The organism is Marinomonas sp. ABL3_031 (assembly GCF_056161265.1).
The window spans coordinates 417,998-433,577 of record NZ_JBSWYU010000001.1 but is presented as its reverse complement, the minus strand read 5'-3'; the positions used below and the strand labels follow the sequence as shown (position 1 = coordinate 433,577).

Annotated in this window: 12 protein-coding genes; 5 read left to right on the top strand and 7 right to left on the bottom strand. The window is 45.0% G+C overall.

Annotation, left to right across the window (positions count from 1 at the left end):
• Nucleotides 1-17 precede the first annotated feature (17 nt).
• The 4 genes from glmM to rlmE are packed head-to-tail and all read right to left on the bottom strand — an operon-like array spanning nt 18 to nt 4,892.
• Nucleotides 18-1,367, bottom strand: a complete 1,350-nt coding sequence (gene glmM, locus ACXAH2_RS02095) for a phosphoglucosamine mutase (RefSeq protein ID WP_475076271.1) — start codon at nt 1,365-1,367, stop codon at nt 18-20.
• Complete coding sequence (folP, locus tag ACXAH2_RS02090; RefSeq protein ID WP_475076269.1) at nt 1,367-2,200, bottom strand: dihydropteroate synthase; 834 nt, start codon at nt 2,198-2,200, stop codon at nt 1,367-1,369. The genes glmM and folP overlap by 1 nt, the downstream gene beginning before the upstream one ends.
• A gap of 28 nt (nt 2,201-2,228) precedes the next feature.
• Nucleotides 2,229-4,211, bottom strand: coding sequence for an ATP-dependent zinc metalloprotease FtsH (gene ftsH, locus ACXAH2_RS02085; protein ID WP_475076267.1), 1,983 nt, complete (start codon nt 4,209-4,211; stop codon nt 2,229-2,231).
• A gap of 60 nt (nt 4,212-4,271) precedes the next feature.
• On the bottom strand, nt 4,272-4,892 hold the full coding sequence (gene rlmE / locus ACXAH2_RS02080) for a 23S rRNA (uridine(2552)-2'-O)-methyltransferase RlmE (protein WP_475076265.1): 621 nt from the start codon (nt 4,890-4,892) through the stop codon (nt 4,272-4,274).
• A 99-nt stretch (nt 4,893-4,991) separates the two neighbouring features.
• On the opposite strand from rlmE, the gene ACXAH2_RS02075 reads away from it, so the two are divergent.
• A complete protein-coding gene (locus ACXAH2_RS02075) occupies nt 4,992-5,294 on the top strand; it encodes a YhbY family RNA-binding protein (protein ID WP_475076263.1) in 303 nt (100 codons plus the stop codon).
• A 172-nt stretch (nt 5,295-5,466) separates the two neighbouring features.
• Nucleotides 5,467-6,306: a hypothetical protein gene (locus ACXAH2_RS02070; RefSeq protein WP_475076261.1), complete on the top strand. Its 840-nt coding sequence runs from the start codon at nt 5,467-5,469 to the stop codon at nt 6,304-6,306.
• Between the two features lie 98 nt (nt 6,307-6,404).
• Here ACXAH2_RS02070 and erpA read toward each other — a convergent pair whose 3' ends face one another.
• On the bottom strand, nt 6,405-6,752 hold the full coding sequence (erpA, locus tag ACXAH2_RS02065; protein ID WP_353667366.1) for an iron-sulfur cluster insertion protein ErpA: 348 nt from the start codon (nt 6,750-6,752) through the stop codon (nt 6,405-6,407).
• Nucleotides 6,753-6,822: 70 nt separating this feature from the next.
• Nucleotides 6,823-8,412 carry a peptide chain release factor 3 gene (prfC, locus tag ACXAH2_RS02060; RefSeq protein ID WP_475076260.1) on the bottom strand — a complete coding sequence of 530 codons (1,590 nt, stop codon included), beginning with the start codon at nt 8,410-8,412 and terminating at the stop codon, nt 6,823-6,825.
• A gap of 303 nt (nt 8,413-8,715) precedes the next feature.
• On the opposite strand from prfC, the gene ACXAH2_RS02055 reads away from it, so the two are divergent.
• From ACXAH2_RS02055 to fhuB, 3 genes are read left to right on the top strand one after another with little or no spacing between them, the layout of a single operon-like run.
• Complete coding sequence (locus tag ACXAH2_RS02055) at nt 8,716-9,480, top strand: ABC transporter ATP-binding protein (protein WP_475076259.1); 765 nt, start codon at nt 8,716-8,718, stop codon at nt 9,478-9,480.
• Between the two features lie 31 nt (nt 9,481-9,511).
• Nucleotides 9,512-10,387 (top strand): ABC transporter substrate-binding protein, encoded by an 876-nt coding sequence (locus ACXAH2_RS02050; RefSeq protein WP_475076257.1) that lies wholly within the window; start codon nt 9,512-9,514, stop codon nt 10,385-10,387.
• Nucleotides 10,387-12,363 carry a Fe(3+)-hydroxamate ABC transporter permease FhuB gene (gene fhuB / locus ACXAH2_RS02045; RefSeq protein WP_475076255.1) on the top strand — a complete coding sequence of 659 codons (1,977 nt, stop codon included), beginning with the start codon at nt 10,387-10,389 and terminating at the stop codon, nt 12,361-12,363. Before ACXAH2_RS02050 ends, fhuB begins: the two co-directional genes overlap by 1 nt.
• Nucleotides 12,364-12,437: 74 nt before the next feature.
• Here fhuB and ACXAH2_RS02040 read toward each other — a convergent pair whose 3' ends face one another.
• Nucleotides 12,438-15,578 (bottom strand): efflux RND transporter permease subunit, encoded by a 3,141-nt coding sequence (locus ACXAH2_RS02040; RefSeq protein ID WP_475076254.1) that lies wholly within the window; start codon nt 15,576-15,578, stop codon nt 12,438-12,440.
• Between the last annotated feature and the right edge of the window lie 2 nt (nt 15,579-15,580).

Genomic DNA, 15,580 nt, shown 5'->3' with positions numbered 1-15,580 from the left:
ATGATAAACCCAGTTGGTTATTCAGCTGCTTGTTTTGCTGCTACGACAGCTTTTACCTCTTCAACTAAATATTCCACCAGTTCATCTACGGTTTCATCGTCACGACCTTCAACCATGACTCGAATCAATGGTTCAGTACCAGACGCCCGTAACAGCACTCGCCCCAAACCATTTAATTTTTCATTCGCTACCGCGATGGCTTTTTGCAAAGCAGGCTCTTCGTTTGGCACAAAACTTTCTGCGACACGAATGTTTTTCAGTTTTTGCGGGAACTTCACCAACCCAGTAAGCAACTCATCCAATGCTTTGCCTCCTTCGACCATTGCCTGCAACACCTGCAAAGCCGCAACGATACCGTCTCCGGTGGTGGTAATAGATCGACACACAATGTGCCCTGAGGGTTCACCACCTAACACCCAGCCATGCTGCACCAGCTTTTCGTTCACATAACGATCACCCACTGCTGCTCGACTGAAACCAATCCCTGTTTCAGAGAAGGCCAACTCTAAACCAAAATTACTCATCAAGGTGCCCACAACGCCACCACTAAAGCGACCTGTCGACATAAGGTGATTGGCTATAATATAGAGAATATCATCCCCATCTCGCACTATTCCGTTACGATCAACTAAAATCAGACGATCGCCATCACCATCCAATGCAATACCTATATCAGCCTCATTCGCCAATACATGTTCACACAAGGTTTCTGGCTTAGTCGCACCACTAAATTCATTAATATTCAACCCATCTGGGTTAGTGCCCACTGTAATGACTTCGGCACCCAATTCAGAAAATACCCGCGGTGCAACATGATAAGTCGCGCCATCTGCGCAATCGACTACGATTTTCAAACCACTTAATTGCAGGCCAATTGGAAAAGTACCTTTACAGTATTCAATATAACGACCAGCAGCATCATCGACGCGACGCGCTCGACCAATCAAACTGGACTCTACCACTTCCATTGGCTGATCTAGGTAGTACTCAATGCGCTCTTCAATCTCATCGGAAACCTTGCCACCTTCTGCAGAGAAGAATTTAATACCATTATCGTAAAAAGGATTGTGAGAAGCACTGATGACAATACCAGCACTGGCACGAAAAGTTCGCGTCAAATACGCAATAGCAGGCGTAGGCATTGGACCGACCAAACGCACATCCGCGCCCGCTGCAACGATACCCGCTTCAAGGGAGGATTCAAACATATAGCCAGAAATACGCGTATCTTTGCCTATCAGTATTTTCTTGTCTTTTTCCTTAAATACCTGACCTGCTGCCCAGCCCAGTTTTAACATAAATTCCGGTGTAATAGGATGAGTCCCCACCTTGCCACGAATGCCATCTGTTCCAAAATACTTACGCATTATCCTTCTCTCTCAATACGCGACATTAACGTCAACATGTCCACATGTGACCTAACATCATGAACTCGAAATATTCTTGCACCGCGAGCAAATGCAGCAGCATTTGCACCCATCGTGCCATACAAGCGCTCTTCTAAAGGCAAACCCAATACATCACCTATCATGGTTTTACGCGACACACCGATTAATATTTCAAAACCTAGCCGTTTAAAATCTTCCGTGTGCTGCAACAATTGTAGATTATGCGTCAACTGCTTACCAAAACCTATACCAGGATCCAGCAAAACCTTATCGGCAAAAATGCCCACTTCTTCACAGGCCGATACTCGCGACAGCAAGTAATCACTCACTTCTTTAACAACGGCCTGATAATCAGCTTGATTCTGCATGGTTTGTGGCATGCCTTTCATGTGCATCAGACATACAGGTAAGCCTGTTTGAGCGGCTGCCTGCAAAGCGCCACGACGCTCTAAAGCACGTACATCATTAATCAAGCCAGCATGTAGCTTTGCTGCCCCTAAAATCACTTCAGGTGCACTGGTATCAACCGACACTATGGTATCGAAACGAGATTTTATTGCCTCAACAATAGGCAACACACGATCTAACTCTTCCTGTAAAGACACAGGTGAAGCGCCAGGGCGAGTAGATTCTCCACCCACATCTATCATGCTAGCGCCTTCACTGATCATTCTCTCGGTTTGACGTAACGCAGAATCGAAGGAATTAAAAGCACCGCCATCTGAAAAAGAGTCTGGAGTGACATTCAATATCCCCATAACATGAGGAAGGGATAAGTCGAGCGACTTATCCCCAAATGACATTAACGACATGAAAAATCCATATCTAAGTTAACTTGCATTATTCACCAGCTGGTCGCGAAGAAGCTCCACCAACCACACCATCAGTGTCAGATGAACCCTTTACACTGTCCATTGACACCTCATCCTTTGACGCATCTTCAACAGGAGTTTGCTCGCCCCCCTTAGGAGAATTAGCACTTGGATCAGACCAACCTTCCGGCGCAGAAGGTTTTTTACCATCCATGATTTCTTTAATCTGTTTCGCATCAATGGTTTCGTACTGCATCAAAGCGTCCGCCATGACATCCAACTTATCACGATTATCAGTCAAAATTTGAGTCGCTTTCTGATAACAACGATTAATAATGTCCTGTACCTCAGCGTCAATTATTTTACCGGTTTCCGGTGAGAAATAATTCGACTTACTGCCAGTAGGACCTGCTAAATAACCGCCACTATTATCGTCTTCTTCGTAAGCGTACGGGCCCAATTTCTCAGACAAGCCCCACTTGGTCACCATGTTACGAGCAATACTAGTAGCACGCTCTATATCATTAGAGGCTCCTGTCGACACCCCATCAAAACCGTGAATCATTTCCTCCGCGATACGGCCACCATATAAGCTACAAACCTGACTTTCTAATCCGCGTTTGCTTACACTATATTTATCATCTTCTGGTAAATACATTGTGACCCCTAAAGCACGACCGCGTGGGATGATCGACACCTTGTAAACCGGATCATGCTCAGGCACCAAATAACCAATAATAGTATGACCTGCTTCGTGATATGCTGTATTCAGCTTATCTTCGTCGCTCATTACCATGGTCTTACGTTCAGCACCCATCAAAATTTTATCTTTGGCTAATTCCAACTGTTCCATATTCACCAGGCGACGATTAGAACGTGCAGCGAACAGAGCCGCTTCGTTTACCAAGTTCGCCAAGTCTGCACCAGAAAATCCAGGAGTACCACGAGCAATGTTTTTTGGCTCAACATCATCATCACATGGCACTTTACGCAAATGCACTTTCAAAATTTGCTCACGACCGCGAATATCTGGCAAACCAACGGTTACCTGACGGTCAAAACGACCTGGACGCAACAAAGCCGGGTCCAACACATCTGGGCGGTTAGTAGCCGCAATAACGATAATACCTTCGTTACCTTCAAAACCATCCATTTCAACCAACAACTGGTTCAAGGTCTGTTCACGCTCGTCATTGCCGCCGCCCATGCCAGAGCCACGATTACGACCAACCGCGTCGATCTCATCAATAAAGATGATGCAAGGCGCGTGCTTCTTAGCCTGCTCAAACATATCACGCACACGTGACGCGCCCACACCGACAAACATCTCAACGAAATCCGAACCAGAAATCGTGAAAAAAGGTACTTTCGCTTCACCAGCAATGGCTTTTGCCAACAAGGTTTTACCCGTACCTGGTGGACCACACATCAAGATACCGCGTGGAATTTTACCACCCAAACGTTGGAACTTGCTTGGCTCACGAAGAAAGTCCACCAATTCTTCTGTGTCTTCTTTGGCCTCATCACAACCCGCCACATCCGCAAAAGTGGTTTTAATTTGATCTTCTGGCAGCAGACGCGCTTTGGACTTACCAAAGGACATTGGACCGCCTTTACCACCGCCACCGCCTTGCATTTGACGCATGAAGAACATGAAGATGGCAAGAATCAACAGAATCGGGAAACTGGCTACCAATAATTGCGTCCAAATACTCTGTTGCTCAGGCATACGACCTTCAACAACCACATTTTTATTCAGCAAGTCATCCATTAATTTAGGATCCGATGCCGCTGGACGCACTGTATCAAAACTGTCACCGTTACTACGAGTACCGCTAATGGTGTAGCCATCGACAACCACTTTGGCGATGCGACCGTCTTGCACTTCTTTCACAAATTCAGAATAAGAAATCCGGTTTGTTTCCGACGTGGTATTAAAATTATTAAAAACCGTTAGTAGCACAGCCGCAATGACCAACCACAACAGTATATTTTTTAGCATATCGTTCAAGAGCACACCTCTTAACGGTTAATTTTAAGTATTCCGGCTATCATACCAGAACATTCCCCATTAACCCTTATATTGTCTTCCTAATAAATAAACTTCACGACTTCGCGCCCGAGAAGCATCCGGTTTTCGCGTGACAACAGAGCCAAACTGGGCTCGCATGGCTTTTAGATAGTCTTCAAAGCCTTCGCCTTGGAACACCTTAACCAAAAAATTACCACCAGGACGCAATACATGGGCCGCCATATCGAGAGCAAGTTCCACTAAATACATTGCCTGAGGCTGATCTGAGGAACTATTACCACTCATATTGGGGGCCATATCGGAAATTACAAGATCGGCTTTCTGATCACCAATTTCCATTAGTATTGCTTCATACACTTCTTGTTCAGTGAAGTCCCCTTTTACAAAACGCACACCTGGCAATGGCGCCATTTCGAGAATATCTGAGGCCACTATGGTACCTTTATCTCCGACCAACTTAGCCGCAATTTGCGACCAACCGCCAGGCGCGGCACCCAGATCCACCACCGTCATTCCGGGGCGAATCAACTTATCCTTTTCATTGATTTCGATCAACTTGTAGCTCGCTCTGGAGCGATAGCCATCTTGTTGGGATTTTTTGACATAAGGATCGTCAAAATGTTCCTTCATCCAATTGTTACTACTTTTTGACCTTGCCACGTTTTCATCATACCTAAATCAATCAATATTCCGCTATAATATCGCTTAACCTCTTAAGCCTCCAATAAAGAGGATTAACCAAGATGAGAAAAATTTACTATGAGTCTAACAAACGTCCAAAAAAAACAGTACCGTTTAATCGGTCACGGCCTTAATCCTGTCGTCATGATCGCAGGAAACGGTCTTACTGAAGCTGTCCTAACAGAAATCGACCGAGCTCTAGAAGACCACGAATTGATCAAGGTTCGCATCAGCATTACAGATCGCGATGTGCGCAGTGCCATCATTGCTGAAATCAGCAAAATAATGAAATGCGAGACAGTACAAGTTATCGGTAAAGTAGCCCTTTTGTACCGCGCTGCATTAGAACCCAATCCAAAGTTATCAAACCTATTGCGTTAATTACGCACGCACAAAGCCTACAAGGATGTAGGCTCGCCATAACCCAATTTTCCCACTACTTCCCGTAAGTTTACGTCTTTATGATAGTATTTTTGTGCAATAAGTGCGCAAAATACTAAACTCTTAATCACCTTTGCCGATAGCTTTGCACAGCGATCAAAGGAGCCGCACCATGCTATTCATTGAGGCATTGAACAGAACCCGTACTAAACCGACTGAAAGAAAAATTCTGAGCAGAGGTAAGTCACGCTTGTTCATTAGCAATAAAGACTTAGTGGATCTCAGCAGCGCGGCTCACCAAGTGAAAGAAATTCATGTAGACGCCAATGTAAAAGAGCCTTTAACTGCTGCCAACAGTATTTTTGCCAACTTACTGGAGCACGTTTTACACTATTTAATCCAAGCTAACCTCAAAGTGTATTCGCCAGAAGAACTCGAATTGGATCAAAAAGATTGGCAACTTTTTTTACAAGTTCCTCCGCTTGGAATGAATAACAATCACCCTAAAGCAGGCTATGGTGCACCGGCTATAAAAAACCACCCACCCGCTAAGCAGCTTATTTTTCATATTCCGGTAAAACCTGCTTATGGTTTAGCAACTGAGATGACCTTGTTAATGTCACCTCATCAAGGCTCACCAGAAGTACCAAGTTTTTTCTATAACTTGCCAAAAGAAACGCATTTATCAACGTTGAATACCCCCTATTCACCAGAATTCATTGAACAACAACTAACTCACTATCATATTCTTTTAGATCAAGATGGTGAGGCAGACCAACTTTCAGCCTTTTATGCACAAATAAACCAAAGCAAACTGCTTGAAATAAATCAGCCCACAGCCATACGCGGTCTGAGAATTTGGAAAGTACGCAATAAGGTACTGACACCCGTAATATTAGGTGATGAAAAAATTGGACTTATTTTCATTGGTCACCACAAGCCTATCGACAGTAGCATCATCAGCGAGCAAGAACGCGCTCGCCAAGCCAACAAACTCTACACCAAAGCTTGAATGACATAACCCTATAGAAATGTAAATGGGGATAGAAAACAAAAAAGGCTTTCACCAAGATGAAAGCCTTTTTTAATCATTGGCTAAGCTTTGAAAAATTAAATACTAAAGCTGGCACCACAGCCACAAGTAGAGGTGGCATTTGGGTTTTGTACCGTAAAGCGAGAACCTTCTAAATTTTCCTTGTAATCCACTTCTGAACCAACCAAATACTGAAAACTCAAAGGATCCACCACTAAGGTCACACCATCGCGTACGACTTCGGTATCATCTTCCTGATGCTCTTCATCAAAGGTAAAGCCATATTGAAAGCCAGAGCAACCACCGCCAGTCACGTAAACACGCAACATCAAGCGTTCGTTTTCTTCCTCTTCAATCAGGGCTTTTAACTTTGCCGCCGCTGCTTCTGTAAACTCAATTGGATCGACTGATTCAACCCCACTCATGTTTTTAGCACCATATAAAATTTGAATGTCTAAATTATCCGCTTAACCTAGTAATTTAGTCAAGTATTGATCAGTGTTCGCGAGTGGCTCGGAAAGTCACATCGGGAAAACGCTCTTGCGCTAAATTCAAATTCACCATAGTAGGTGCGATGTAAGATAAATTATCACCGCCATCCAACGCCAAGTTCGCTTGGTTTTTACGCTTAAACTCTTCCAACTTCTTGCCATCTTCACAATTCACCCAACGTGCTGTTGCGACATTGACGGCTTCATAAATGGCTTCTACGTTGTATTCTGCTTTTAAACGCGCCACAACCACATCAAACTGCAGCACACCAACCGCACCAACAATAAGATCATTACTTTGCAATGGGCGGAACACCTGCACAGCACCTTCTTCAGAAAGCTGCACCAAACCTTTCAGCAACTGCTTTTGCTTCAACGGATCTTTCAAACGAATACGACGGAATAGTTCTGGCGCAAAATTTGGAATCCCAGAGAACTTCAAATTTTCGCCTTGCGTAAAGGTATCGCCTATCTGGATCGTTCCATGGTTATGCAAACCAATAATGTCTCCGGCAAACGCCTCTTCGGCACGAGAACGATCTCCTGCCATAAAGGTAACCGCATCGGAAATACTGATATTTTTCCCAATACGCACATGGTTCATCTTCATACCTTGTTTATAAGTACCCGACACAATACGCATAAAAGCAATACGGTCACGATGTTTCGGGTCCATATTGGCTTGAATCTTAAAGACAAAACCAGAGAACTTCTCTTCTTGCGCTGCAACCGCACGCTCCGTTGTTTGACGAGGCATTGGAGCAGGCGCCCATTCCGTTAAGCCATCCAACATATGGTCAACACCAAAGTTACCCAATGCCGTGCCGAAGAATACTGGCGTCAGCTCGCCTTCTAAGAAAAGCTCTTTATCAAACTCATTCGACGCCCCCATGACTAGCTCAAGTTCTTCACGCAATTGAGCAGCCAGTTCATCACCGACAGCCTCATCTAAATCTGGGTTATCTAAGCCTTTTACCACACGCAATTCTTGAATCGTATGACCTTGTCCTGTGGAATAAAGCACCGTTTCATCACGGTGAATGTGATAAACACCTTTGAACTCCTTACCACAGCCTATTGGCCAGGTAATCGGCGCGCACATGATGTTGAGTTCGTTTTCCACTTCATCCAGCAATTCCATTGGATCACGAATATCACGGTCCAACTTGTTCATGAAGGTCACAATCGGCGTGTCGCGCAAACGCGTCACTTCCATCAGTTTACGAGTACGATCCTCAACCCCTTTCGCTGCGTCAATCACCATAAGACAGGAGTCTACTGCGGTTAAGGTACGGTAAGTATCTTCCGAGAAATCTTCGTGCCCCGGTGTATCCAACAGATTAACCAAACTATCATTATACGGAAACTGCATTACAGAAGTCGTAATGGAGATACCACGCTCTTTCTCCATGTCCATCCAGTCCGACTTAGCGTGCTGATTTGAACCACGACCTTTTACCGTACCGGCAGATTGGATCGCGCGTCCGAACAATAACACTTTTTCAGTTATAGTCGTTTTACCTGCATCCGGGTGGGAAATAATCGCAAAGGTGCGACGCTTATTCACTTCACTAATAAAGTTGGCTTCAGCCATGTAAACAATTCTCCGCTTTGCACTCCATATGAGTACAAACAAAAATGAACGCCTGCTCCGAGCAAGGTCTGCCACAGGAGCTGTTAAAAATTGTGCGTATTATACGCTTCTGCTCATTAAAGGCACACCTTGAATCACTATTTAAATCGATACACTAGACTGAACAAGGTTTATTTATTGAGAGATAGATTACTATTGCAAACAATTTGCATTATCATTTATAAGACTAATAAAATGTAACCTTGAATAGGCTTGTTAAATAATAAGCTCAGTCTTCACTCAACTCTAATTTGGCTTTCTAGAATGATTGAATCTAAGAATCTGCAGTTCCGCGTTGGTGACCGCTCACTTTTATCCGATTTTTCCATGCAATTTAAACCTGGTAAGATTTACGCACTGGTCGGACACAACGGTTCAGGTAAATCAACCTTGCTAAAACTTTTAGCACAGCAAGAGTCACCAACTGATGGTAAGGTTTTGTTAGACAATAAAATCTTATCCGCTTGGCCAAGCAAGAAGTTCGCGCAAAAAGTGGCTTACCTCCCTCAACATACTCCTTCAACAGACACCCTCACTGGACGTGATTTGGTTGGATTTGGGCGCTACCCTTGGCACGGACTGTTAGGCCGTTTAACCAAGCAAGATAAAGACATTATTGAAGAAGCCATGCAGTTAACCGACACCTTAGCATACGCGGATCGAATGGTAGACACACTGTCAGGTGGAGAACGTCAACGTCTGTGGTTGGCCATGCTATTAGCGCAACGCTCCGAATACCTGCTGCTTGATGAACCCCTTTCCGCATTGGACATTGCTCACCAAGTGGACATGCTTAACCTAATCAAAAAACTCAGCAAACAGCTCAATCTTGGCGTCATTATTGTTATCCACGACATCAATATGGCGGCCCGCTTTTGTGATGAGATTATCGCCTTACACAGTGGCAAGTTAATTGCGGCTGGCGCTGTTGATGACCTATTTGATCAACAACATTTAAAACAAATTTACGACATTGACATGCACGTAGCCGATCACCCAGCTGGCTACCCAGTTGCCATGCCAAATTAACTGCCTCGTACTCAACTTAATGAGAATTCCCATGATTGTTCATTCGATAATACGTTTAGGGCTGATGAGCTTATTCTTGTGCCTAAGCAGTTGGACACTGCATGCTGCTGAGTCACAACGCTTTGCAGCCATTGATTGGTCTCACACAGAAACCTTGCTAGGTTTAGGTGTAACACCAGTTGGTGCAACCCATATAACAACCTATAACGCATGGGTTAAAGAACCTAAAATTCCAAAAGATACAGTTGATATCGGATTACGAACGCAACCCAATTTGGAACGTTTGGCTGAAATAAAACCCGATCACATTTTTGTCTCACCTGCCTACCAATATCACCAAACTAGACTGGAAAAAATCGCACCTGTTAGCGCGATTTCCATCTACGCTGATGGCAAAGCAAATTGGCAAGCTTTAAAAGACTTTACCCAAACCATGGCATCCGCTACTGGTAAAGAAAAGGTCGCAAAACAACTCATTGACTCTGCCGAAAACACTTTCCAGCAACTTAAAAAATCATTATCAGCCAAGGCTAAAACCAATATGCTGATGATCCAGTTTATGGATGCTCGCCATGTGCGCATATTCGGTCAAAACAGTATGTTTCAAATTGCCCTGAATCAGCTGGGCATCAAAAATGCTTGGCTTGGGGACACAAATACATGGGGCTTTACCCTAATTGGGATTGATCAGTTATTGGGCATAAAAGGACAATTTGTGGTGGTTGATCCACTGCCTGCTGGCGCCCAAAATCATCTTCAACATGATCAACTCTGGCAATACCTAATAAAACAATCAGGGCACCCAGTGTTGCACATTGAACCGGTATGGAGCTTTGGTGCTATTCCATCTACCGTGCGCTTTGCCAAACTCATTACGCACGCCATACAAGAGCAGGAGGCAAACTAATGCGCATTTTACCTTTTAGCTTCATCACCCTTCTCTTTTTAGCCGTGTTGGCCATCAGCTATGCACAACTGACGGCGCAGTTACCATTGAATTTGGCTCTACAAAGTATGATCAATACGGACTGGCAGTCGGTCGTATCCATAAAGTTATCTTTAACTTGGTGGCCAAGGGTCTTCACCACCTTAATTTGTGGTGCCGCACTGGCAGTCGCTGGCGTATTAATGCAGCAAGTCTTGCGCAACCCCATTGCTTCGCCATCCACTTTAGGAGTTGCTACTGGTGCCAGCTTTAGCTTAATGCTAGCCACCTTATACGCCCCTTGGTTAATCGAAATATCACACAGTCTGGTTGCGCTGATGGGGGGCCTGATCACTATGGCATTGGTCTTTGCTTTGTCATGGCGACGTGCTCTATCACCCACCATTGTGGTCATAACAGGTTTGGTGATCAATCTCTATTTTGGTGCCTTTAGTACCGTTCTTTTGATTCTGAATGAAGAAAAGCTCTCGGGCTTAATGATTTGGGGAGCGGGTTCTCTTGTACAAACGGGTTGGGAAAATGTTCATTACTTATTCCCTAAAGTCATCCTCGCAATTGGCGCTGCTTTCCTCTTCCTAAAGCCTTTAAGTCTCTTGGAGTTAACAGAATCAGGGGCAAAAAGTTTAGGCGTATCCTTAGCCAAACTGCGCTTTATTTGCCTAGGTTTAGCCGTTTTATTGACCTCATGGGTAGTAGCAAGTGTGGGCGTCATCGGCTTTATTGGCTTAGCAGCGCCTGCTATTACACGATTGTTGGGCGTGCGTCGACTGGCTCCCAAACTCATCATAGCTATGATAATAGGCGCCCTACTGCTCACATTAGCGGACTTGTTGATACAAGCACTCCCAGGTTACATGCCGATGTACGTTCAAACCGGTGCCGCCACAGCAGTACTGGGAGCACCTCTTATGCTGTGGTTATTGCCCAAACTCGCCATGAAAAACCAGACACAAACCGAAACCGTGCTCACTCGACACACACCGAGAATACGTCGCTTTGGGAAGAAGTCCATTTTAGTTACTGCAGGAATGTTAGTACTGGGCTTGGCCATTTTTTCCACTGTCTCACTGCAAAACCAAGGTTGGCAATGGCTGCTTTTAAACGGTGAATGGTCAATGCTGGACTGGCGTTTACCCAGATTATTAACCGCAGTGTTAGCGGGTACTATGTTGGCGGTAGCAGGAACCATTATTCAACGCATCAGTGGTAACCCCATGGCGAGCCCTGAAGTCATTGGTATTAGCTCAGGTACCGCCATAGGTTTAATTCTATCCTTATACACTGGGCTGGCCACAGGGATTACGGGAATGTACATAAGCGGTTTGATCGGGGCCGTTTTAAGCATGCTGATTATTGTGTTGCTCAACCGTAAGTCTGGCTTCCAACCAGAGCGGGTCTTGTTAACTGGTGTTGCCATTACCGCTTTGATGACTGCGATTCAAACCATCATACTAGCAGGCGGTGATCCGAGAAATTATCAATTCCTTGCATGGATGTCAGGTTCTACTTACAACGTCACTTATCAAACCTTATCCATGACACTAGTCATTACCTTAGCATTGGTATCGATGGTTTTTCTGTTTACAAAGTGGTTAGACATTTTACCTTTAGGCCAAGCGAGCGCCCAGTCGTTAGGGATGAAAGTCAGTCGTTCTAGATTGTTACTATTGACTCTCTCTGCCGGCTTAACTGTTTCTGCCACCTTAGTGGTTGGACCACTCAGCTTTATTGGTTTAATGGCCCCACATCTAGCTCGCATATTAGGTTTTAATCGTGCTAAAGAACATTTGGTTGCTGCAGCCTTAGTAGGCAGCTTCTTAATGTTGTTTGCTGATTGGTTAGGTAGACAATGGCTCTACCCGCAAGAAATTCCAGCCGGTATGGTCGCTTCCGTTTTAGGTGGCTTGTATTTATTGTGGGGCCTACAACGTCTATAAAACAAACGGCATCTCAGCCAAACAAAAAAAGGAGCCAAGAAAATCAAGGCTCCTTTTTAATTGTTTATCCGGTCTTAACTTACAATATCCTCTTCAACCTTAGCAGTCGACAAAGCTTCTGGTCGTTTTGAAAAGATACGACGCACAATGACGAAGAACAAAGGCACGAAAAAGATGGCCAAGAAAGTGGCCGTCAAAGTACCGCCAACAATACCCGAGCCAATAGAGATACGGCTGTTTGCCCCAGCACCAGTAGATAGAGCCAACGGCAAAGTACCTACGATAAAGGCCATGGAAGTCATAATAATTGGACGTAAACGCAAACGTGCCGCTTGTGCTGCTGCATCCCATACGTTCATGCCTCTGCGATAACCTGCTTCCGCAAATTCAACGATCAAAATGGCGTTTTTCGAAGATAAACCTATGGTCGTCAATAAGGCCACCTGAAAATACACATCGTTTTCCAATCCACGTAAATGCGCCGCTGCAGCAGAACCTATTACCCCCAGCGGGATCACCAATATGACCGATAATGGTACCGTCCAACTTTCATAAAGCGCCGCCAAACATAGGAATACCACCAAGATAGAAATGGCATACAACATTTGCGTTTGCCCGCTAGACAAACGCTCTTGGTAAGACAAACCACTCCATGCTCCCGTTGTACCAGCAGGCAAAGCATTGGCCAAACGTTCCAGCTCATCCATGGCAGCCCCAGAACTGACACCATCAGCACCAGAACCTTGAATTTCGTAAGACGCTGATCCATTAAAACGACTCAAGGTTTTAGGCCCATAAGTCCATTCGCTTTTCGCGAACGCAGAGAATGGCGTCATGGTGTTATCGCTTCCACGCACATACCAGTGTTGTAAGTCTTCCGGTGATGAACGATATTCCGCTTCACCTTGCATGTACACGGTTTTCACACGACCACGATCCACAAAATCATTAACATAACTACCAGCCCAAGCACTACTCAAAGTCGAGCTGATATCAGCCATAGACAAACCTAATGCAGACGCTTTTTCTTGATCAATATCAATATGTAACTGAGGTGCTTCTGATTGCGCACCTAAACGCACCCCGGTTAATAATGGGCTAGCATTGGCATCTTGCAACAAAGTGTCACGCATCGACATCAAGGTTTCACGATCAGTATTGCCCGAAGCCAGCAATTGGAAAGTAAAACCACTACTCTGCCCCAAACCTTGTATGGAAGGCGGAATCAAGGAAAAAATCATGGCATCTTTTATGCCGGCAAAAGCACCATAAGAACGACCGACAATCGCACTGGCACTATTAGCAGGGCCAATTCGTTGGCTCCAATCTTTCAGTGCAATAAAGGCCAAACCTGCGTTTTGCCCTGTACCCATAAAATTAAAGCCAGAAATAGTGAAAATAGCATCCACATTGGCTTTTTCCGCAACCATGAAATGTTGTTCTATTTGACGCATTATCTTATCGGTACGAGACATAGAAGCGCCTTCTGGTAATGAGACCATCACCATCACTCGCCCTTGGTCTTCAGTTGGCAAGAAACCAGAAGGCAAGTTCATCATTAAACCACTCAAACCAGCAACGATGGCACCATAAACCAGCATCCAACGAAATGGACGCTTAATGATGCTGCTCACACCGCCAAAATATTTATTGGTAAGGCGATCAAAATTACGGTTAAACCAACCACCTAGGCCTTTTTGCTCATCATGATGATTTGCTTTCAGCATGGTTGCACACAGAGCTGGCGTGAGGGTTAATGCCACTAACACAGACAGAGTCATCGCCGCTACTATGGTGACCGAGAACTGACGATAAATGACCCCTGTGGAGCCACTGAAAAAGGCCATGGGCAAGAACACCGCCGACAAAACCACCGCAATCCCAATCAAGGCACTGGTAATTTCTTTCATGGATTTAATGGTCGCTTCACGGGCCGACAGCTTCTCTTCAGCCATCACACGCTCTACGTTTTCCACTACCACAATGGCGTCATCCACCAGCAGACCAATCGATAACACGATACCGAACATGGTCAAAGTGTTAATCGAGAAACCAAACAGCTCCAGCACACCAAACGTACCTAATAACACAACGGGAACCGCAATCGCAGGAATCAAAGTCGCTCGCCAATTCTGTAAGAAGACGAACATCACGATCACCACCAAAGCAATGGCTTCAAATAAGGTTTTCACCACTTCTTCAATAGAGATTTTAATGAAGCTGGTATTGTCGACAGGGAAAGACAACTTATACCCTTCTGGTAAGTTCTTTTCTAAAGCGGCCAAGGTATTTTTTACGGCTTCCGATGTTGATAATGCATTGGCACCAGGTGCCAACATTACCGCTATACCGGACGCTGGATGACCATTTAGACGCGGGATAAAAGAGTAGCTTTCACTGCCAAGTTCCACTTCCGCCACATCGCTCAAACGCACAGTAGCGCCACTGTCATCATAGGCCAAAATAATATTTTTAAACTGATCGGCTGTTTGCAACTTGGACTGAGCCGTTACCGTCACGTTTAACTCTTGCCCCTGAATGACAGGATAAGCGCCCAAACTACCCGCGGCGACTTGCGTGTTTTGCGCTTGAATAGCAGCAGAGATGTCCGATGGAATCAGCTTGTACGATGCCAATTTTAGGGGATCCAACCAGATACGCATGGCATACTCAGCACCAAAAACACGTACGCTACCTACCCCATCCACACGGGCAATCGGATCCTGAATGCTGGACACAAGGTAATCGGAAATATCATTCGCCGTGTCTTTATCGGTTTCATCATAAATCGCTGCGACCATTAGAAAGTCAGAGTTTGACTTAGCCACAGTGACACCGTTTTGTTGCACCGAATTTGGCAAGCTAGAGGTGACTTGTTGAATTTTGTTCTGCACCTGAACTTGCGCAATGTCCGCGTCGGTTCCTTGTTCGAAAGTCACATTGATGCTGGCACGACCAGAGGAGCTGCTCGAAGAAGAAAAGTACAACAACCCATCTAACCCTGTTAGTTGTTGCTCCAGTACTTGAGTAACACTGTTTTCAACAGTTTCTGCAGATGCCCCTGAGTAGGTAGCAGAAATACTGATGGTTGGCGGTGCCACATTCGGATATTGCGCGATAGGTAAGGCATTAATGGATGCCAAACCGGCCAACATGATCGCAATGGAAATGACCCATGCAAACACTGGACGATTAATAAAAAACTGAGCAAACATAG